The 20,493-nt window shown below is 69.5% G+C and carries 18 protein-coding genes; 5 read left to right on the top strand and 13 right to left on the bottom strand.

All coding sequences use genetic code 11. The features are described 5' to 3' along the window. Positions 1–542 (top strand): ISAs1 family transposase (locus tag B9S61_RS27910; RefSeq protein WP_107499716.1); only part of this gene is annotated, 542 nt, incomplete at its 5' end. Between the two features lie 157 nt (positions 543–699). Here B9S61_RS27910 and B9S61_RS27905 read toward each other — a convergent pair. From B9S61_RS27905 to B9S61_RS27840, 13 genes are all read right to left on the bottom strand, one after another. Continuing rightward, on the bottom strand, positions 700–1,575 hold the full coding sequence (locus tag B9S61_RS27905) for a hypothetical protein (protein ID WP_146064969.1): 876 nt from the start codon (positions 1,573–1,575) through the stop codon (positions 700–702). A 539-nt stretch (positions 1,576–2,114) separates the two neighbouring features. Beyond that, positions 2,115–2,612: a hypothetical protein gene (locus B9S61_RS27900; RefSeq protein ID WP_103544713.1), complete on the bottom strand. Its 498-nt coding sequence runs from the start codon at positions 2,610–2,612 to the stop codon at positions 2,115–2,117. Positions 2,613–2,638: 26 nt separating this feature from the next. Beyond that, entirely contained in the window at positions 2,639–3,412 is a 774-nt protein-coding gene (locus B9S61_RS27895; RefSeq protein WP_103544712.1) for a hypothetical protein, read from the bottom strand. Positions 3,413–3,509: 97 nt separating this feature from the next. Then, positions 3,510–4,655 carry a hypothetical protein gene (locus B9S61_RS42710; protein WP_258039887.1) on the bottom strand — a complete coding sequence of 382 codons (1,146 nt, stop codon included), beginning with the start codon at positions 4,653–4,655 and terminating at the stop codon, positions 3,510–3,512. A 143-nt stretch (positions 4,656–4,798) separates the two neighbouring features. Then, positions 4,799–5,497 (bottom strand): hypothetical protein, encoded by a 699-nt coding sequence (locus B9S61_RS27880; protein WP_258039886.1) that lies wholly within the window; start codon positions 5,495–5,497, stop codon positions 4,799–4,801. Positions 5,498–5,530: 33 nt separating this feature from the next. Beyond that, positions 5,531–6,052, bottom strand: coding sequence for a hypothetical protein (locus B9S61_RS27875; RefSeq protein WP_181007570.1), 522 nt, complete (start codon positions 6,050–6,052; stop codon positions 5,531–5,533). Beyond that, positions 6,049–7,620: an ATP-binding protein gene (locus B9S61_RS27870; RefSeq protein WP_103544710.1), complete on the bottom strand. Its 1,572-nt coding sequence runs from the start codon at positions 7,618–7,620 to the stop codon at positions 6,049–6,051. The genes B9S61_RS27875 and B9S61_RS27870 overlap by 4 nt, the downstream gene beginning before the upstream one ends. A 27-nt stretch (positions 7,621–7,647) precedes the next feature. After that, positions 7,648–8,100, bottom strand: a complete 453-nt coding sequence (locus B9S61_RS27865) for a DUF6238 family protein (protein WP_103544709.1) — start codon at positions 8,098–8,100, stop codon at positions 7,648–7,650. A gap of 34 nt (positions 8,101–8,134) precedes the next feature. Continuing rightward, positions 8,135–9,607 carry an SCO6880 family protein gene (locus B9S61_RS27860; protein WP_103544708.1) on the bottom strand — a complete coding sequence of 491 codons (1,473 nt, stop codon included), beginning with the start codon at positions 9,605–9,607 and terminating at the stop codon, positions 8,135–8,137. Between the two features lie 140 nt (positions 9,608–9,747). After that, positions 9,748–11,139, bottom strand: a complete 1,392-nt coding sequence (locus B9S61_RS27855) for an ATP-binding protein (protein WP_103544707.1) — start codon at positions 11,137–11,139, stop codon at positions 9,748–9,750. A gap of 27 nt (positions 11,140–11,166) precedes the next feature. Beyond that, positions 11,167–11,853 carry a hypothetical protein gene (locus B9S61_RS27850; protein WP_181007569.1) on the bottom strand — a complete coding sequence of 229 codons (687 nt, stop codon included), beginning with the start codon at positions 11,851–11,853 and terminating at the stop codon, positions 11,167–11,169. Then, entirely contained in the window at positions 11,853–12,161 is a 309-nt protein-coding gene (locus B9S61_RS27845) for a DUF6112 family protein (protein ID WP_067020063.1), read from the bottom strand. Before B9S61_RS27845 ends, B9S61_RS27850 begins: the two co-directional genes overlap by 1 nt. A 94-nt stretch (positions 12,162–12,255) precedes the next feature. Next, positions 12,256–13,401 (bottom strand): C40 family peptidase, encoded by a 1,146-nt coding sequence (locus B9S61_RS27840; RefSeq protein WP_103544716.1) that lies wholly within the window; start codon positions 13,399–13,401, stop codon positions 12,256–12,258. A gap of 578 nt (positions 13,402–13,979) precedes the next feature. Here B9S61_RS27840 and B9S61_RS27835 point away from each other — a divergent pair. The 4 genes from B9S61_RS27835 to B9S61_RS27815 all read left to right on the top strand — a co-directional run bounded on the left by B9S61_RS27835 (position 13,980) and on the right by B9S61_RS27815 (position 20,477). Further along, entirely contained in the window at positions 13,980–14,726 is a 747-nt protein-coding gene (locus B9S61_RS27835) for a site-specific DNA-methyltransferase (protein ID WP_103544705.1), read from the top strand. A gap of 365 nt (positions 14,727–15,091) precedes the next feature. Further along, the gene (locus B9S61_RS27830; RefSeq protein WP_181007568.1) at positions 15,092–16,969 is read left to right on the top strand and encodes an ATP-dependent endonuclease; all 1,878 of its coding nucleotides are present in this window, start codon (positions 15,092–15,094) and stop codon (positions 16,967–16,969) included. A gap of 1 nt (position 16,970) precedes the next feature. Continuing rightward, a complete protein-coding gene (locus B9S61_RS27825; protein ID WP_103544703.1) occupies positions 16,971–18,881 on the top strand; it encodes a UvrD-helicase domain-containing protein in 1,911 nt (636 codons plus the stop codon). Between the two features lie 414 nt (positions 18,882–19,295). Then, a complete protein-coding gene (locus B9S61_RS27815) occupies positions 19,296–20,477 on the top strand; it encodes a serine/threonine-protein kinase (protein WP_103544702.1) in 1,182 nt (393 codons plus the stop codon). Positions 20,478–20,493 lie beyond the last annotated feature (16 nt).

The following is a 20,493-nucleotide window of genomic DNA, read 5'->3' as shown; positions in this document are numbered from 1 at the left end:
TCAAGGCCAACCAGCCCACCGCCTACGCCCAGCTCGCCGCCCTGCCCTGGACCTCGATCAAGGTCCAGCACACCGCCTCCGCCACCGCCCACGGCCGCCGCGAGTCCCGCTCGATCAAAACCTGCACTATCGCCGACAACCTCGGCGGCATCGCTTTCCCCCACGCCCACCTCGCCATCCGGGTCCACCGCCGCCGCAAGCCCACCGGCCGGCCCGAAACCCGCGAGAACGTCTACGCGGTCACCAGCCTCGCCGCCCATCAAACCCGCCCCATCGACCTCGCCACCGCCATCCGGGGGCACTGGGGAATCGAAAACTCCTCCCACTACATCCGAGATGTCACGTTCGCCGAGGACGCCTCGACCATTCACACCGGCACCGCACCCCGCGCCATGGCCACCATCCGCAACCTCGCCATCGGCACCCTGAAGATCCTCGGAGCCGACAACATCGCCAAGACCACCCGCGCCATCCGCCACGAACCCGAACGAGCACTCGCCATCCTGGGCATCACCAACAACCCAGACACTCACGGAACTTGATCAAGCCCTGGCATCATCACACACCGCAACCGTCACGTTGCTGAGAAGACTTCATTGTCAGCAGGCGCGGCCGAGGCGGTGCCATCGCCGGTAGCGGTAGCCGACGCGGGGACGCTCGACCCCGACTCCGCGCCGGGCTCTGGAATGGTCTCGTTGCTCAACGTCCTACCTCTTGCAATCGGGTCCGAAATCCTGCGTACCAGGCGCCAGTTTCCTTAGAGTGTCTGAGCGCCTCGCCGTGTCGTGATGCACCATCGATTTCTCCCACAGCGAGCAGCGCCTCAGCCGCGATGAGACGGACCTTGAATTGGTCCTGGGGCCGGAGCTCGCCCAGCGAGGGCAGCAGCTGGGTAACCACTGATGACTGAGTCCCGTCCAAAGCCGCTGCACCGACGTCCAGGAGGTCCTCGGTAACGGAGTCGCTCAAGGCCTGATCGAAGCTTCCGTGCGACCGGTCGGCCAGGCTTGTTGTGATGAATGAGCCGCCTGTGAGGATGGATCGGAACCGCGCCGCGACATCGGAGACGCGGTGGCTGTTGGTCTTGCGCACCGCAAGTGCGAACTGGTTGTAGTGAAAGGCGACCAAACCGCAGATCGCCTCTGCTGCGGGCCGGTCGAAGGCCGACAGAAAAGAGACGGCGCTGTTGTACCGCTGCTCGTAGAGCGGCGCACCCGACGCATCTACCCGGCCGGGGTCCTCGACCTCCTCACGCGCAAGCACGCCGTACAGGTATGTCGCCAGACCTTCGCGGTAACGGCGGGCCGTCGCCCCGCGGCCGGCACGCATGATGAAGGTGTCGATTGCGTTGCGACTCAACTCGCGACTGGAGATGAGCTTCTCCAAGGCCTGGTCGACGAGGCAGAGGTCGTCTTCTTCTGCAAGGCAGAAATCGAACTCAAACTTCCGCTTCTGCGGGCCATTGGAAACCGCCACCGTCTGGACGCCAACCTTCACCGACGCGAGGAAGCCGGCGGCCTCAGACGGTGAGGTATCGCGGCCGTTCACGGCGATGGATTCGACATCCGAGGTCACCCAATCGGCGGAGGCACTGGGGCTCGTGACCATCAAGCGCGTGCGCCCGCACTCTCGTCCCCTGAAGAGGAGGGTCGGCCGCTTAGTCGCATGACCGTCGAAGCGGTGCGCTCGGAGGGCGCGCTCGGACGAGAAGATGAGCCCACACTCAGTGCAGGGAAATTCCGGGAGCTTTGGCGGGGCTGGTAGTCCGACCGATTCAATTCCGGTCGGCTCATGGAACTCCATGTAGCCGGTGTGCCAGAACCCCATGAGCCCCACCCGTCGCTTCCTGATCCGCGTCCCCTACGCCTTCGGAAGGCTAGTCGGAGCGCAGGTACTTTGCGAGGTCGGCCGGTTGAGTGAGATCGACCCGTGATGGCCTGTCATGTCACGTTCGTGTGGGCCAAGCTGCCGATGCATGTCTGAGACGCCATCCGCTTCCCGAACGTGATCGTTTGGTTTGGACGGGGTGGGCATGAACTCCGTCTGGCCGCAGGAGAGAAGGGCGTAGTTCTTCCGTTCGTCTCGCTGACCCGTAGGGGCGGGGCACCGGGCGGTCAGAAGTGGGGGTTTTCGGTGGGCCGGTCGGCGCCGGTGGCCGCTTCGAGCAGCTCGGTCAGGTCGCCGGGCTCGGAGGAGCGTTGATCAATCCACCAGCCGGCGCGGGTGATCGTGCGAGCCGCCTCCTCGATCTCCTCCCACTCCGCCTCACTGGTCTCGCCTTCGAGGACCAGAGCGGTGTACGCGGCAGCCAGGACCTGGTGGCGGCAGCGCACGCCCCAGGCGACGGCGCGCTCGCGGCCTTCGAGGGGCGGCATTCGGTACTGTTCCGACCAGGCTTCGGACGCGGCCTGCTCTTCGGCGCGCTTGGCCTCCAGCCAGGCGGCCTTTTCCTGCTCGTGGCCATCCTTCGCGGCCCGCCAGCAATCGGTGCACTCCTGCTTGGAGAGCCACTCGGCGAACCCCGCGCGACGGTCGGCCGCCCGGTCGGACAGGTCTCGCTCAGCCTGGTGCCCACAGGAATGGGCGATCTGCCAAAGAGTTTTCACGGCCATGGGAACTGCTCCTTACGGGAGTTGGATCAGCGGTTACGGGAGAACGCGATGCGCGGGTCCACCGGGCGGGCCGCCGGGCCGGAGGCGGCGGGCACGGCCACCGGCGCCTTACCTGACAGGCCAACGCGGGCGGGACTGGCGGCGAGCGCGGCGGCGCTCATGGGGAGCTTCTGAGCGGTGAAGCCCTGATCGCGCTGGTGGCGCGCTGCCGTCGTGGGTGCGGGTGAGTGGCGCGCGGCAATGTCCTGGGCGAGGAGGGGCTGCACGGCAACCTGGAGGTCGGCCCGTTGCATCGCCAGCGTGGCGGTGGCGACCTTGTCGAGCGCCTCGCTGCGGTGCGTGTTGATGGGCAGCGTGTAGATGTCCAGGCCCGGGTTGTGCCGCCAGCCGTGCTCTTCCAGGATGAGCGGGCCGCCGAGAGCAGAGGAACCGTCGGCGGTGGCGGCGACCACGCCGAGCTGCGGGTGTTCGGCGAACGCGACGTCCGGCTCGACGCGCGGGGGCCGGTCGAGGACAGGCGCTGGTCCGGAGGCCAGCGAGGGGTCGAACGCGGCGTCCACGTCGACCCGGTAGCCGGCTTTGCGTAGTAGCGCGATGGCCCGGGTGGTGCGGCCCTGCCCATCATTCTGCTGGTTGGCCAGCGCGTACAGGTTGGGGTGGTCGGGAACGGGGTGGAAGTCGAATCCCTTCAACATCCAGGTGCTTGCCGCCAGTTGCTTGGGGTTGGCGGCGACGATGCCGAAGTCGGGGTGGCGGCCGACCGCGATGTCGGGAAGCGGGTCGTGCTCGGGGGTGGGCATGGCGGGTCCATCCGATGGGCGCAGGGGGAGCGGGGCGGTCGAGGGCGGGGACGGTTCTGCTGGTGCGGGACATGGCGGGCTCCAAGCTGGGCGGCGGTCAGCGACCGCGCGCCGACGAGGGTCGGGCGGGAGGCAGGGAGGGAGGTGCGGCTGAAGCTGACGGCGGCGCGGCTGGGGTCGTGCGCTGTGCGGTCGGCGAGACCGCGAGAGCGGCGGCGACCCGGGACGCCGCCGGTTCCTCCGGGGCGACCTGGCCCACCCGGGCCTGGAGCCTGCCGGGGTGGTCGGTGTGCCGGTCGGCCAGCACGCCGCGCATGGACCGAATGTCCAACGCGTACGCGTCGAGCTTCTGGGCGATGTAGCGCAGCCGGTTCGCGTAGTGGGGATCGGAGGGTTCGCCCAGGCCCTCCCACCAGTCGGCCGTCGTGTTGAGGGACTCCACGACACGCTGGAGAACGCCGCCACCGGGAGCGGTCAGCTCGCTCAGCGCGGCGACGACCTCGCCCGTGTGCGACGCCGACTGGATGTAATGGGTCAGGTGACCGAGACGGTCGCCGAGGCTGAGCCCCTGATGGTCAGGGGGCGGCAGGCTGGGGTCGAGCAGGCCGGGATCGCACGAGACGTCGAAGCCCTCGGCCTGAAGCATGTCGACGGCCCGGGTCACCATCTGCCGCTGCTCGGCCAGGTCGGTCATGGCGGAGGGCAGCCGGTGGAAGCGCTCGCGGAACAGCACGACGGGGACGAAGCCCGCACGGTGGAGCACCGCGTCGGCGCCGCTCTCCTGGGCAGGCCGCCGCGGTTCCGGTCGGGGCGGCAGGTCGAGCTGGTCCAGGCGAGTGTCGATGGCGTCGAGCAGGCGGGGGATGCTGCCGCCATGTCGGGCGTGGGGACCGTCGGGCTCCGAGTCGTAGATCACTTCGTGGAGCGTGGAGTCGTCGGGATGCCCGCGCGTCACCAACCAGCTCCCCGGATACCCGGGTGGGTGGTCGGTGGGCGGTTCCTGGGGCGGAGAGATGATCAGGGCGCTGCCGTCGGGAAGTTCGGCGTGGACGATGTAGTCGCTGAGGCCGTACTCGACGGTGCAGGACAGTCCGCGTTGCCGAAGCGGCGCGGTCAGGTGGCTGTACGGGGGGTCATGCTCCGGCGTGCCAGCGGTGGGTTCCTGGATGAAGGGTTCGCTGGTGCGCGCCGTGATGCGTGTGCCCTCGCGTTGGAGGGTGACCTGGGGCTGATCGGGGCGCATGTGGGCTTCTCCGTGGCCGGCCGTCCCCGGAGGTCGACGGCGGTGGGAAGCCGCAGCCGGGCGGGGACTGCAGGGGTGGTGGCGTTCGTCGAGGATCCGGCGATCGGACCGTTTGGCCTCGCCGGAGGTCGGTGCTAGAGGCTTCAGCGCGAGCGCCGCACGACAGGTGGGTCGGACGTCGCCGAGGCGGGCGGCGAAGCGGCAGAGGCACCGCGCTGGCCGGAGGCGGATCGGGCCAGGGCCGCCTGGACACGCCCGGTGTACGCGGACTGGTCATCGCCGATCCGGTCGGCCAGATGATCGGCAGCCCTGGCCAACGCCGCTCCGCTGTAGCTGAGTTCGTCGGCGTAGTGCCAGCCTTCGGAGTCGCGGATCTCGCGGGCTCGTTCCTCGTAGAGCTCCCGCGACCCGGGCATCGACCCCTCCATGAGCGCGATGACCTGATCCCACTCGCGGCGGATCTCGCCCGCTCGCTCCAGTACGGAGTCGATCCCCCGCAGGCGCAGCAGGTCGGCGCTGATCGGGCCGTCAAGGTAGTCGGCCGGTTGGGCGGCTGCCCGGACACCAGCGAGGACTTCGGGGCCGTGGGTCAGGAAGGTCTCGACGTGCTCCCAGGCGGCGGCGTCCCGGGCCACCTTGCCGTCGGCGTAGCCGGTTTCATCGACGGGCCAGCCGTCCTCGTCGCAGTACGAGTCGGAGATCGCGTCCCACTGGTCCGAAGCCTGCCTGATGCCGTCGGCGGCGGAGGCCAGGGCCTGGACACGCGCCCGCCATGCCGCCCGTTCGTCGGCATCTTGCGGCTGGCGGTCAGGGGTGGCGGAGGAGTCGGGAGAGGTAGGCATGGTCGTTACTCGTTTCTGTCCTGTACGGGTGCCTCACCGCGAACGCGGCAGCGGGCGCGTGACGGATGGTGGGACAGGAGATGGAGCGTCGTTCCGCTGGCCGGGGGAAGTTCCCCGGGCCGACGCCGCTGGCGAGAGGCGGGCTGCTGCTGCCGCTTGGTGCGCCCGGGAGCGGATCTCGTGGTCGACGTTCTCCGCGACGAGATGCAGCTCCTCGCCGAGGTCGGTCAACCGGGAGGCGATGGCGTCCAACTCGGACGCGCTGCTTCGGGCACCGTGGACGCGACACCACTCGGAGGCGGTCTCGAGCATCTGATGCAGGCCGGCCACCGCGCCGAAGTCCTCCGTGACGGCCTCGCGGAACAGGCCGGTGAACTCCTCGGTCCGGGCTGCGGCGAGGCGGTCGCTCCCGTCAGTTGCCGGTGAGCCGCCGCCCGGACTCGTGGCCGGGCCGGCCGTCGGGTGGCGCTGGAGCGGGGCGGCGCCCTCGACCGCACCGAACCGGAGACCAGGGACGAGCCCGGACCGGGAACCCGAGACCTCACGGGGGCTCACTGCCGCGCCTCCCCGCTCGGTCCAGGAATTGAGGACCCGTCAGTTGCGGTGAACTCGCGGGGGTCTGCATGCATCCGGGCGTCCGTGTCGAACAGTTCACGCTCGGCCGGATGCAGGATGTGCTGCGTGATGAAGCTCCGACCTGCGACTTTCCACAGGCCCCGTCCCTTGGTCAGGGCGGACACGGCCTGGGTTTCGATACCAGTCAGGCCGAGCAGCGACGCGGCTGCGGCGAGCTGGTCGGGCTCCTGGCGGTAGATGATGCGGGTGGAGCAGTCGGCGAGGAGGCCCTCGGCCAGCACCCGGCCGCGCGAGCCGGCGTCGCCCGCGCTCAGCAGATCGCTGAGGCGGTGGATGACCATCAGGTTGGCGATGCCGAGCCCTCGGCTGAGCTTCCACTGGCTCTGCATGCGCTCCAACAGGCCGACGTGCCTCATCACGCGCCATGCCTCGTCGTAGATCACCCAGCGTCGGCCGCCGTCCGGGTCGGCGAGCGCGGACTCCATCCAGGCGCTCGCGCAGGTCATCGCGAGGACCAGCGCAGTGTCGTCGCCCGAGCCGCCCAGGCGGGAGAGGTCGATGGACAGCATCGGGGTGGTCGGGTCGAAGGCCACGGTCGAGGGCGCGTCGAACATGCCGCTCAAGTCGCCGTGGACCAGACGGCGCAGGGCATGCGCGAGGTCCTGCGCTGCGGCCCCCATACGCCCGGCCTGGTCGCCGAGAGCCCGGTCAAGGTACTCGGGTGAGCCGAGGGTGTGCGCGATCTCGCCGAGCAGAGGCACGGTGCCGCCTGCCTCGGCTTCGGTGACGACCAGATCCAGCGCGAGATCGAGGGCCGTGTGCTCCATCGGCTGGAGATCGCGCTTCAGCACGGTGCGCGCGAGGCCGGCCAGGAGCAGGAGACGGCGCTTGCGGACCTCCGTTGACCAGTCATCCTCGCTCACCGAGGCGGGCCGGGCCGGGGCATCCAACGGGTTCAGCCTGCCCGGGAGCCCCGGACCCAGCGCGATGCTGTAGCCGCCGAGAGCCTGCGCGACGGCCGTCCACTCGCCCTTGGGGTCGCAGGGCACGTAGACCCGGTAACCGTGGGCGATCGCCCGGGTGGCGATGGACTTGGCCAGCGCGGACTTGCCCATGCCGATGATCCCGGCCAGGACCGCGTTGGGGTTGGTGAAGCCCTCGACCCGGCCGCTGCTGTACAGCGAGAACGGGTCGTAACAGAACGCGGCCTCCGCGTGGACGTCGCGGCCGATGAAGATGCCCTCCGCGCCCAGCCCGCCCTCGGCGAGGAAGGGATAGGCCCCGGACACCGTGGCGGTGGTCATCCGGTGGGCGGGCAGGCTGAGCTTGCCACCGCGTGCCGAAGCCGGGCCGGGACGTCCGGACGGCGGATAGGTCGGCCGCAGCTCCGGGTCGAGGCTCTCCTCGTCGCGGAGCTTGGGCGGGGCTCCGGCGAGGCGGGCCTGGCGCCGGGCCTCGGCGAAACCGGCGCGGGCGGCGCGCTGCTCGGCCCGCGACGCCTTGCGCGGGACGAACAGGTGGGAGGCGCTGGCGCGAGTACGGGGCATGAACGATTCTCCAGACGGAAGGCAGGGTCAGTGACGGACAAGGCCGGTGAACGGAGCGTGGAGGTCGGCCGGGGTGGTACGGCGTCGGACCAGGTGCGCGGTGCGCTGGTGGCGCTGGCAGATGGTCAGCTCCTGTGCGCCTTCCGGCAGGCCGGCCTGGCACGCCTCGCGGTCGGGGACCTCACCGGAACCGGGCCGGGGGGCCGCGTGGTAGGCGGCGTGGACGTGGTCGGCGGCCTGCCAGATCCGGGTGCGGGCGGCGCTGAGCTGGTCGCCCTCGATCGGCGTGAGCTGGCCAGTGCGGGCGGCGTGGGCGTCGAGCAGGCCGTGCAGCGAGACGAGGTGGGCGTGCAGGGCGTCCAGTTCGGCGCGGGTGGTGACGAGAGGACCGCCTGGCACGTTGAGCGCGCGGTGGAAGTCGAGCGCGGCGGTGGCGAAGGGCACGAAGTCCTGCGCGGTCGGGCTGGCGGTGCGGGACATGGCGGTGCTCTTTCGGAAGGGAGGAGGGCCGGCATCAGACGGCGAGGGCGAGCGGCACGGCGGCGACGGTGAACGCTTCGGCCTGCTGCCAGGTGAGCGGCCGGAGGTCGAGCTGCGCGCCGACCGCCGCGGTCTCCACGACGGCACAGGCGGAACGAAGCTCCTTCTCGGAGTCGGCCGAGACGGTCAGCAGGCCAGTCAGGGCGACATCCGCGTGGCCGGCGATGAGCTGCCGCTCCCGGGACTTGATGTCCTGGTACTCGATGGAGTCCGCTTCGGAGTCGACCTGGCCACGCCGCGCCCGCTCGGCTGCGTCCGCGATCACACTGGCCTTCTTACGCTGGACATCACGCAGGGCGGCGTCCAGCCCCTTCGGCTCATACGACAGCGACAGGGTCCGCCGCACCCCGGCGGTGAACAGCAGCTGGTGCAGGAAGCCTGCCGACGTCTCGGTGCGGGGCCAGTTCTCCACCCAGTACGTGCAGTGGACGGCGGAGTCGGTCGCGATGTGGTCCGACTTCTCGACGACCACGACCGGGCCGGCCGCGGCCGCGTCGGCCTCGGGGCGCCCGGAAGAAGACCAACGGTCCAGTGAGGAAAGGGCTTTGGGGTCGTATGCCGTTCGTACGACTGCCGCGATCTCGCGGGCGGTGAGCCAACCGGTGGGGTTGAGCCCGGCGGTGCGCGCGGCCTGGTCGAAGGTCGAGGTCAACTGCGCCAGGACGCTGAAGGATCCGGTCAGACCGCCTCCGGCCTGGTTGATCAGGCGTCGCGCGGCCTTGGCGTCCAGCGAGACCGCGACGTACGCCTCGTGCGGAGCAGCGGCCGGGCCGGCGCTCTGGATCAGCTCGCTGTAGACCTGGCCGGCCACCGGGGCATCGGGTTGGCCGTGCTCCTCCCAGTACCGGCGAAGGGCGTCGCCGGAGTCCGGCACGGTGCGCTCGATCACCTGGATCCGGGCGACCTGGCCGGTGCGGGCCAGCGCGGCGAGGGCACGGCCCCAGCCGCTGACGTTGGCGTTCTGGGTGCCCGGGTCGAGCAGCGCGTAGGCGCGGGAGGACACCTTGACGACGGCGGTCAGCGTGCCGGCGTGGGGATCGTGGACCGCGCCGTACCGACGGTCGGGCGCGGTGACCACGCGCAGGCTGGCGGCGGTACCGGGCAGGTGGAGGAGTCCTTCGCGGACCGGGCGGCGGGAGGGCCAACACAGCCAGATCAGCTGGCCCCGCATCCGGCGGAGCGCGTACCGGGTGACGATCGGCGCCCAGTCGGCCAGGGCCCGGCCTCGGTAGCGAACGAAGACGAGCAGGGCGATGCCGGCCCACAGCGGGATGAGTTCGAGAGCACCGACCACGCCACGGGCGAGGATCACGGCGAGCAGGAGCAGGCCGGTGAGGCTCACGACGATCAGTTGCGGGGCGGTGAGGCCGAGCAGGATGCCGCGCCTGCTGCGGTGCGGGAACTTCACAGTGGCCGTGGTGGCTTCGGCCTGGCGGTTGTCAGACATGGCGGTTCCAGACAGTGGGAGCGGGCGGGAAGGGGCGGAAGGCCAGGCGCGCTCTTCTGGAGGACATGGCAGGACTCCGTTTCGCGTGGTCGAGGGAGGGGCGGGCTGGAAGGACGCAGCCCGCCCCCGGTGGTGGTGGGTCAGGACCCGGACGGCGGCTGGTCGGGGTGGACCCAGCTCGTCGGAGTCGGGGAGCCGGTCGCCGACGGACCGGTGGAGGGCGGCGGTGGTGCGGCGGGACCGCCGGGCGGAACGGCACCTACGCGGGTCAAGCTGCCGCCCGGAATCGACGCGCCAGCGGGCTGAGGGGCGGAGGGAGCGCCCTCGGAGCCTCCTGCTTCGCTGTCGGCAGGCCGTGTGATCAGCGCGGGGATGCCGGGGCGCTGGATCAGGGCGCGGCCCTTGTCGCCGGAGGCGTTCGGGTCCTCGCCGTACCGGAAGCGGGTCTGCGGCTTCGGAGGCCCGGCGTCGATACCCTCCTTGCTCAGGTTTCCGCCGGTGGGGTTGATGCCGGAGGCGACACCGTCGCTGCCCGCGCCGGGGACCTTGCTCGGCCCCTGAGGAGCGGGAGTGCCGGTGCTGGCCTGCATCGCGAGGCTGCCCGCGGTCTTCGCCGCGCCTGCGGCGACCGCCATGCCGGCGACGCCGGTACGGTGCAGGTCGTCGTGTCCGCCACCGTCACTCGCCCAGTGGACGAACTTGTAGGTGGCGTACGGGCAGAGCAGGACCAGGACCATCACGACGATGCCGGCCATCGCGTCGGACAGGGCGGCCATGCCATCCGTGGCGTCGGACTTGCCCATCGCCGAGACGCCGATCAGGAAGACCACGGTCATCAGCAGTTTCGACACGACCAGGGTCGCGGTGGCCTCGATCCAACCCCGCCGCCATCGCTTGGCGACCTCCCAGCCACCACCGGCTCCCGCGAAGACCGCGAGAGCGACCATGATCAGGACGCCGACCTTGCGGGCGACCATCACGCCCCAGTACATGAACGCGCCGATCGCACAGCCGAAGGCGACCAGGGATGGGACTGTCCAGCCGAGGCCGTACATCGGCCCCAACTGGTTGACCTTGATGACGCGGCGGATCGCGTCGTCCACTGAGCTGTTGGCCGCTTGGAACAGGCCGTCGGACAGGGCGTCGACCACCGTGATGGCGACGGAGGTGAAGGCGACGGCGCAGAAGGAGAAGAGGACGCCGGTCATCGTGCCGATCGCCGCTTGGGCGAGGGCGCGTTCGTCCCGTCGCCAGGCCGCGAACATCAACTGGATGCAGAACGTGCCGACGGTCAAGGCGAGGCCGATGGGCAACAGCAGCTCGTAGTTGTCCCGGAACCAACCGGCGTTGAGATCGATGGCGGTGGTCTCGTTGACGGCCCTGGCGGCGAGATCAGCCGCGCTGGCGGCCAGCTCACCCGCTGACTTCGCGATCCACGCCCCGATGCCGTCGGTGACGGTCCCGGCGGGGTTGGTGGCGAAGTCGACGGCGCCGCAGACCTTGTCCATCAGCGGAAAGTCGCAGACTCCCATGGCGGTACCTCCTTTCTGGGTTGGGGGTCAGGGAGCGACGGCCGACAGGACACCGGCCAGGGCGCAGGGCTGGGAGGGGCGGCACTGGACCGCGAGGGTGGTGACGCGGTTCTCGGCGCCGCCGTGCGACGAGCCTTTCCAGGCGATCGACTGTTTGCCGGAGACCGTCACGGCGTAGACGTACGCGGTGGTGATCGCCCCGGGGTCCGCCTGCAGGGCCTGGGTGAACGAGTCGGGGAAGTGCGCCTCGTTCACCTTGGCGGTGGCGAACTGGCCGTTGGCGGCCATCTCCTTCCACAGCGCGCGCGAGGGGACGAGCGCGTCGACCGAGGCGGTGTCGGCGTACTTCTTCTCGCTCGTCAGCCACCCGCGCAGGGCAGCCAGCAGCTCGCGCCGGGAGTAGGCGCGGGTGTCGTACGACCACAGCGCCACGGCTGCCGCCTTGCCGAAGGCGATCGGGTCGTGCGTGGACGGGGGAACGGGCAGGTCGCCGAGGCTGCCGTGCGGTCGTGACGAAGCGGAAGCAGAAGCGGTCGAGGAGGGGGAAGCTGAACTCGCCTGCGGTGCGGGAGCCTTGGAGGAGGTCCTGCCGTCGCGGTTGAGGTAGGCGGCCAGGCCGGCGAGGGCGACGAGCACCATCAGGACAGCGGTGCCGAGCAGCGCCCGGCGGCGCACGCGAGAAGCGCCGCCGGGGTTCGTGGAGTGGGAAGACATCAGCGGACCTGGCTCCCCAGCGTGCTGAAGAACGCCACCACGCCGTTCGCGGCACCCAGCAGGAGGGCCGCGCCGGCGCTGACCAGCACGCCCTTCTTGCCGTTGGCCTCGGCCTGGTGGCCGCCGGAGTGATGGCCCCAGGCCCACACGCCCGCACTGACGGCGAGCGCGCCGACCACGGCGATGATCCCGAAGAGGTTGATCGAGCCCATCACCTGCTTGAGGACCGACAGACCCGGCAACCCGCCCTCGTTCGGCTTGATCCCGGGGTCGTAGGCGAGCTGGACGACCGTGTCGACGAGGTACATGATTGTGAACTCCAGTTCGATTTAGTGCACGTCAAAGCCCGAGGGGGCGAAGCACCAGTGCAGGAGGGGGGACGGGGAGGGGGAGAAGTGCCGGTCAGACGACTCGGCGGGCCGCGAGAATCTGCGGCTTCCAGGACGCGAGGGTCGTGAGGCGGACCACGTCGCCGGTGCGCGGGGCGTGCACGATCAGGCCCTGGCCGACGACCATCCCGACGTGTTCCGGGACTTTGGCAGTCCCCTCGGTGAAGACGAGGTCACCGGGCCGGAGAGCGTCGACCGATACCGGCTTGCCCTCCTTGACCTGCGTGTACGTCGTCCGCGTGAGGGTGACCCCGGCGGCCCTGTACGCCTGCTGCATCAACGAGGAGCAGTCGCAGCGGCCCATGGGGTCGCTCCCGTGGGAGTCGGTGCAGCTCCCGCCCCACTGGTACGGGGTGCCGAGCTGGCCGAGCGCCCAGCGGATCGCAGTCTGGACCTTGGGCGGAGCGTCTGCCGGAATCTTGTATCCGGCCGGCACCGCCCCGGGCGGGATGGGTCCGAAGCCGGTGCCGTCCCCGTCGGCCGTACAGCCGCCCGCGGTACTCGACGCGGCACTGGCCGTGCTGTCCGAGCCGGACGGCGAAGGGCTCGGCGACGTGCCGCCGGCCTTCGACAGCAACGGCTCGATCGCCTGCTGCAAGGCGGTGGCCAAGGGCTCCCACTTCGCGTAAGCCTCGGGGAAGCCAGACCTCTGCACCGCCTGGGCAGCCTGGGTGACGGACAGAGACTGCCAGCCCGAGACCTTTTCCAACGCCTCGTAGAACCTCGTCGAGGCGTGCACCGGGTCGAGGATCTCGTTCGCGGTGCCCCAGCCCTGCGACGGCCGCTGCTGGAACAAGCCCAGTGAATTGCGGTCGCCGTAGGTCAGATTCCGCAGGCCGCTCTCCTGCAGGGCGGTCGCCAGGGCCACGATCTGACCCCGGGCCGGGATGTTCATCGCGACGCCGGTGGCCTGGATAGTCCTGGCGTTGGGGATCTGCTCGGCAGGGTCGTCCAGGCCCGGCACGGAGACCGTGCCCTTGCCCCCGCCGTCCAGGATCGCCTTCACCTGAGCGGCGACGGCTGAGGTATCCACAGCCTGTGTACCGCCGGTCGAGCAGGAGGCCGAGGCACTCCCGGCCCCGACGGCGAGGACCGGAACGGCCAGCAGCAGCGGACCAGAGGCGAAGAGACCGACGACCGCTCCGGTGGTCTTCTTCATCACCGCTGCCGTTCGCCGGGGCGGACGGCCCGGCTGGGCAATGGTGTTGGGGCAGGGCGTGGGCGTATCAGGGCGTGCTGCATCGCAGCGGCTCCTCACGGTTCGTAGGAGGCGCGGTGCCGACTTCTCGTGCAAAGCCGTCGACACCGCGCCGATGTGAATCCGCCTCCCAGGGCGGGCCCGGGGCAGGGGAGTTGGTAGCTCCCGGACGCCGGTTTCAGGTCATGCGCGGCAGCCAGCCGCGCTCGTAATCTCAGGCGGTGCACCGGGTCTCCTCACGGCTTCGGGAACGGGGAGTCAACGTGCCTTCCGGCCCGCGTTTTTGGACGCGGCAACACGGATCAGCACAGGTCAGCAGGGGTGGAGCCGGACTCCTCCTCGGTGACGTGGCGAGACAGTAGACCGGGATTCCGGCCGCACCAAACGACCGCCGAACCGGGCCCGAACCACGGCACAGGCTCGTTAGGTGCGGCCGGAAAACGCGGCTAACCTCCGGCGCAATCCCGCTCCGAACGGCTGCCGTTGACCGCCGTCCGGGGCGGGCACAGTCCCGTCGTGCCCTGAAAGAGGCCCCGCACATGAGCTACACGCTGCACCGAGGCGACGCCCTCACCGTGCTGAAGACCCTCCCGGACGAGAGCGTCAACGCCGTTATCACCGACCCCCCGTACAACTCCGGCGGACGCACCAGCTCGGACCGCACCGGCCGCACCGCCCGCGCCAAGTACGTCACGGCCGGATCGGCGCACGACCTGCAGAACTTCCCCGGCGAGAACCGCGACCAGCGGAGCTATCGAAGCTGGCTGACCGCACTGCTCACCGAGGCGTACCGGGCCGCGACCGAGCACTCCGTCGCCATGGTCTTCTCCGACTGGCGCCAGGAGCCGACCACCAGCGACGCCCTGCAGATGGCGGGCTGGACCTGGAGCGGCACGATCCCCTGGATCAAGCCCGCCAGCCGGCCCCGCAAGGGCGGGTTCAAGCAGTCGGCTGAGTTCATCATCTGGGGAGTCAAGGGCAGCCTCGACAAGAACCGGGACATCTACCTGCCCGGCCACTTCATAGCCTCCCAGCCCCGCAAGGACCGTGTCCACATCACCCAGAAGCCCGTCGAGATCATGCAGCAGCTCGTCCAGATCTGCCCCGAAGGGGGCACCGTCCTCGATCCCTTCACTGGCAGCGGCTCCACGGGCGTCGCCGCCTTGCGCGAGGGCCGGCAGTTCCTGGGGGTCGAGCTGTCCTCGCACTACGCCGATGTCGCCGAGGCGAGGCTCCGAGCGGAGCTGACCCAGGACGACTTCGTCTTGGCAGGACCGGAGGCATGAGTATGAGAGCGACCGGACCGGGGCCGACGGACTGCAGACGGAAGAACGGGCGGCTGCGTATCGAGAAACCGATGCGCAGCCGCCCTTCCTCTTCATCACCAACGTGCACAGCCTGAAATACCTGGAAGTCCCGTCTTGATGGGAATCTTCCACTCTTTGGAGGGGAGTGAGCTCTTGGCCCCTCGCCGGTGCCCGACCGTCGTCGTGATGGCTCTCGCAGGCGCGGTGCGTCAGCGCGCGTGTTCCTCTTTGGGCGTACGTGACTCTCGTATGCTTACGCCACGAGCCGCAATGGGTGGGGCACTTGAGGCGGCTGTTGTCGCCTGTGCTGTGCACCGGTGCGGGCTTGTCCGGGGGGAGCTTCGGTGTACCTGGCACATGTGCGGGCCGAGAATTTTCGGATCTTCGGCTCGTCGCCGCAGCGGCAGGGGGACGAGGACGAGTCGCTGCGGATCGAGTTCGGACCGGGCATCAGCGTGCTGGTGGGTGAGAACGACAGCGGCAAGACGGCGATCGTCGATGCGATCCGGCTGTGCCTGCTGACGACGGCGGCCGACTTCTACCGCATCACCAAGGACGACTTCCATACAGGCCACACTGGCCGGATGGACACGTTCACCATCACCTGTGTCTTTCGTGAGCTCACCGTCCAGGAGCAGGGGACCTTCCTGGAGCTGCTCACTACGGAGGACAGCGGCGAGAACGCTCTGTACGTCACCCTCAAAGCGCAGGTGATGGATCAGCTGCGGCCGAGCCGGGTCTCGGTCACCACCCGTACCGGGCCCGAGGGCAAGGGGCCCGCGCTGGACGGAGCGGCAAGGGAATTGCTCAAGGCCACCTACCTCAGGCCCCTGCGCGACGCCGAGGCCGAGCTGCGTTCCGGCCGGGGATCTCGCCTCTCGCACATCCTCGTCGGCTATCCCACGATGGCCAAGCAGGCCGAGAACGACTTCGACGAAGAGCAGGACACCGCCACGACGCTGGTCGGCATCCTCAGCAGAGCCGAGCACCACATCAGCGCGAACGCTGCGGTGGCAGAGGCACGCGATGCCATCAACGCCGACTACCTGGAGAAGTTCTCGATCGGCTCGGACGTACTGCGCGGCGAGATCGGCGTCGCCGGTGATGCCACCCTCACCCGTGCTCTGGAGCGGCTGGAGCTGAGGCTTTCGACGGGGTCCGGCGGGCCGGAGGAGTGGACCAAGAGAGGCCTCGGGTACAACAACGCCTTGTTCATGGCAGCCGAGTTGCTGCTGCTCGGCAACAGCGAGATGGCGCCCCTGCTGCTGATCGAGGAGCCGGAGGCTCATCTCCACCCCCAGCTTCAGAGCCGGGTGATGGACCTGCTGCAGGAACGCGCGGAGGAATCGAGCCCGCCGGTGCAGGTCATCCTCACCACGCACAGCCCCCATCTCGCCTGCGCCGTTCCTGTTGAGCACCTCACCCTGGTGGCGCGCGGTAAGTCCTTCCGCTTGACCCCCGAGTGCACACGGCTCGATGCCGGCGACTACGCCTTCCTGTCCCGCTTCCTCGACGTGACCAAGGCCAACCTGTTCTTTGCCCGCTCCGTCGCCATCGTGGAGGGCGACGCCGAGGCCCTGCTGCTGCCCGCTCTCGCGCAGGCCACCGGACGCTCGTTCGGGAGGTCCGGCGTCAGCGTGGTGAACGTCGGACACACCGGCCTGTTCCGCTATAGCAGGATCTTCCAGCGGGACGGCGAGCAGATCCCGGTCGCCGTCGCCTGCATCCGCGACCGGGACCTGGTCCCGGCGGACACGCCCAAGGACATGCGCGGCAAACTGCGCAGTTCGGCCGAGATGACCCCTGCGGAGATCGCCGCGCACCTCACGGTCTTGAAGGCCGGGGAGGGCGGCAACGTGCGGACCTTCGTCTCCGACCACTGGACGCTGGAATACGACCTGGCCGCTGCGTCCTGGCCGATGGCCACCGTCATGCACCAAGCGGTCCAGTGCGCCCGGATCTCCGAACGGTCATGGCCCGCCGCGGAGAAGCTGGCCGAGGCGGAACAACGCGCCGAGAAGGAGGTCCAGGGCTGGAACGACGCGGACCTTCCGTTCGCCCAGGTGGCCTTGCGCGTCTACCGGCCGCTGCGCACGGACCAAGCCAGCAAGGCCATCGCCGCCCAGCACGCGGCCCGGCTCCTCAAGACCGCCTCGATCACCGACGACGATCTGCCGCCGTACCTGAGGGACGCCTTTGACCACCTCTGCGGCGGTGCGTGACATGACGATTCCGTACGACCCCGCGTCCTTCGCCAAAGACCGGGTCGAGGCAGCCGCCTCCGTCCTCGGACTCGACCTGCCTCACCAGGAGCAATGGGATTTCCTCCAGCAGATGATCTCCCTTGACCTCCAGGCGGCGCCCGGCTCGGGGAAGACCAGTCTCGTCGGACTCAAGCTGGCGCTCCTTGCCGCGGGATGGAGGTCGGCTACTCGCGGGGTGTGCGTCATCTCCCATACCAACACCGCCAAAGATGAGATCACAGCCCGCCTCGACATGGTCCCGGCTGGCCGCAGCCTGATGCACTACCCGCACTTCATCGGCACCATCCAGTCCTTCGTCAACACCTTCCTGGCGCTGCCTGCCCTGCGCTCCATGAAGGTCGAGGTCCAGACGGTCGACGACGACGCTTACGCGGCGGCAGCGCTCCGGCAGCTGGAACGACACCCCGGCTACCGTGCACTCAAGGCCACCCTGGAGCGGCAGCGAGACGGCCGCCAACTGCTCACCGAAGCGTGCTTCGTGTGCGAGGGGGGCCGCCTGACCGTGGTCTCCACACGGACGCTCCCCTTCTCCGCAGAGACCCCAAGTGGCAAACAATTCGACCGGCTCAAACGGCAGCTCGCCCGAGAGGGCATTTTCCGCTACGGCGACATGTTCGCCATCGCGGAACACTATCTGACGCGGAATCCGACCCTGGCAGAAGCCACCGCCACACGCTTCCCCTTCGTCTTGCTGGACGAAATGCAGGACACCAGCGCCGTCCAACAGCGCCTGCTGGACAAGGTCTTCGCCACTGGACAGAGCGTTGTCCAGCGAGTCGGCGACGTGAGCCAGCGCATCTTCGACGATGGTGGAGACACTCAGAGCAACGCCTCCGCCTTCCCCATGCCGCTGTCCGCCGAACTCCCGGTCAGCCGGAGATTCGGAAGCAAGATCGCCTCGATGGCCAGCGATCTCACGGTCCACCGCGCCCAGCGCATCGAAGGCAAGGGCCCCGAGGGCACCATCGCCCTGCTGCTCTTCGACCAGGACACGGTCGAGCATGTGGTACCGGCCTTCGAGCGCCTGGCCGCTTCCCTGGTCCCGCAGCCGCTGCTTTTGCGTAATCCCCCCAGAGTGCTCGGCGCCCGACGGCACCCAGGCAACTCCGCCAAATTCCCTCAGTCCCTGGCGTGCTATGTCCCCGGCCTCACGGCCCCCGGCCGCGGCGAAGCCCGCGGGCTCCTCATCACCGCGGCCCGCGCCGCGCAGGACCAGCGCCGGTACGGCGACAGCCACGCCGCCGTACAGCAGCTCTGGAACACAGTGCGGGGCGCCGTCCGTCCCTGTGCCCCGGTAGGTCTTCCTCCCCTCGGTCGTCTCGACCGCGACCCCAACACCGCTGGTGGACGCATCCGCGCGCTGCTGAACTCTCTGCTCACCGGCCCACTGGACAATGAGCAGGGCTGGGAACGTCTGACGCGGCAACTGCTTGAGACCCTGCCCGAACTCACTCCAGCACCATGGGACGACCTCTCCGCCCTTCAAGATCCGACGGCCTACCTTCCCGAAGCCGTGCCAGACGCACATCACCACATCGACGACTCCGGCCACGTGTCCGCGGTGGCGGGCACCATTCAGAGCGCCAAGGGTGAAACACACACTGCGACCCTCGTCCTGGAATGCCTGGACAGGACCGGCAAGAAGCACGACATCTCGGAGGTTCTGGCGCTGCTGGCCGGCGCTGGCGACATCGCCCGTGCTTCCACAACGGTCCGCCGCGCGGCACAACTCATCTTCGTGGGAGCCACCCGCCCCACCCATCTGCTTGCCCTGGCCGCCTTGAGGGAGCGGGCCGAGCCCTACACCGAGGCCTTGGCCGGGAAGGGGTGGAACGTTCACCACGTCACGGACCCCCGGCTGCCGGCCTGACCCCTGAAGCGCGCCGCGGTGGTCCCGTTCGGCAGTCGCACAGCCGACAGGCTCCGGCTTGCCCTCGCGCGCCCAGGGGGCGCGAGGGCAAGCCGCCGGGTGCGGAGGCTGAGCTGTGTGCAGTCAAAATGATGCGGTAGCGCACCAGGTCGATCGGCTTGCGCAGACGGTGCACGGCGACCCGGTCGTGGTGGGAGAAGCTGGCCGCGATACAGACCATCCGCGGGTTCCGCCAGTCGATCGACTCGGTCGCCTCAGCACCCAGCTTTTCCTTGATCAGTGCCTCGAACTCGTGATGCACCGATTCCAGCCATGACAGCCCATGCCCCAGACCATGAGCGACTACGCTTGACAGGCGCCCCGGACCCTGAGCTGGTGGGCGTATGGGCATGCGTGAGGAGTGCTGAACAGAAGATGACGGGGACGCCCGAGCGGATCGGCCGATACACCGTGGCCAAGGAGCTGGGCTCGGGCGGTATGGGGGAGGTGTACCTCGCCTATACCCCGGGCGGAGATCCCGTGGCGATGAAGCTGATCCGCAGCGACAAGCTCGATGAGCTCACGCGGGCGCGGTTCGAGAAGGAAGCGCTGATAGCACGTACCGTGATCGGCACCAACAGGGTGGCGCGCTTCCTCGACGCCGACCCCTTCGCCGACAGGCCGTGGCTGGCCATGGAGTACGTAGCGGGACGCACGCTGCTGGCCTACGTGGACGAGGGCGGCATCCTGCCCCTGCCGCTGGTCGCCAGTCTCGGCGCGCTGCTCGCCGAAGGGCTGAGCGCCGTACACGCCGCAGAGCTGCTGCACCGGGATCTCAAGCCGCAGAACATCATCATGGGCAAGGACGGACCCATGATCATCGATTTCGGGCTCGGCGCGTTCATGGACGCCGCGAAGGAGTCCCTGTCACACAGCGGCATGATCATCGGAACGGTGCGGTGCATGCCCCCTGAGCAAGCGAGCGGGCACCCGAAGGTGACGCCTGCGGCGGACGTGTACGCGCTGGGCACTGTCCTTCTGTACGCGGCGGCTCGCCATTACCCGTACGACGGTGCGGCGTGGGAGGCGGTCGCCATGCAGGTGGCCAACCCCGCCATCGGCCCGGATCTGAGCGGCGTTCCGGAGGAGCTCCGGCCGTTGATCGCGTCGATGCTCGCCTATGCCCCTGAGGACCGGCCGACACTCGGTGCTGTCGCACGCGAGTGCACAACGCTGGTGAAGTCCGCCGGAATGACGCCGGCCGACGCGCGGCTCGCGCTGATCGCGAGGACAACCGCCGGAGGTACCCCGGACGCGGCGAAGGATCCGCTGTCGCCGTCGTTCGAGAAGCTCCTTGAGGACCAGGTCAAGATCTCGGAGAGTGCGGGCCCGGACTCGCCACTCGACGGCCCGCGGGAAGGTGCTCAGGCCGACGAGCCGGATACGGGGGACGCGAAACAGGCGGCCCAGGGCGAACCGGATGCCGCCTCTGCGGCGGGTCAGGGCGCGCCCGCGGAAATGAGGCGCGCGTCCCGGTCCGCCGGCGGTCGGCCGCCAGCGTCGAAGCGGGTGGCCGACGAGTTGCGGGAGCAGTACGCGGTCGATGCCGTGCTGTGACGGTCACGCTGTCGGT

Origin of the sequence: Streptomyces sp. SM1, from assembly GCF_002910825.1 — a bacterium.
GTDB classification, from domain to species: Bacteria; Actinomycetota; Actinomycetes; order Streptomycetales; family Streptomycetaceae; genus Streptomyces; species Streptomyces okerensis.
Note: the sequence above shows the minus strand (reverse complement) of the source record. Positions and strands in the feature narration are given on the sequence as shown.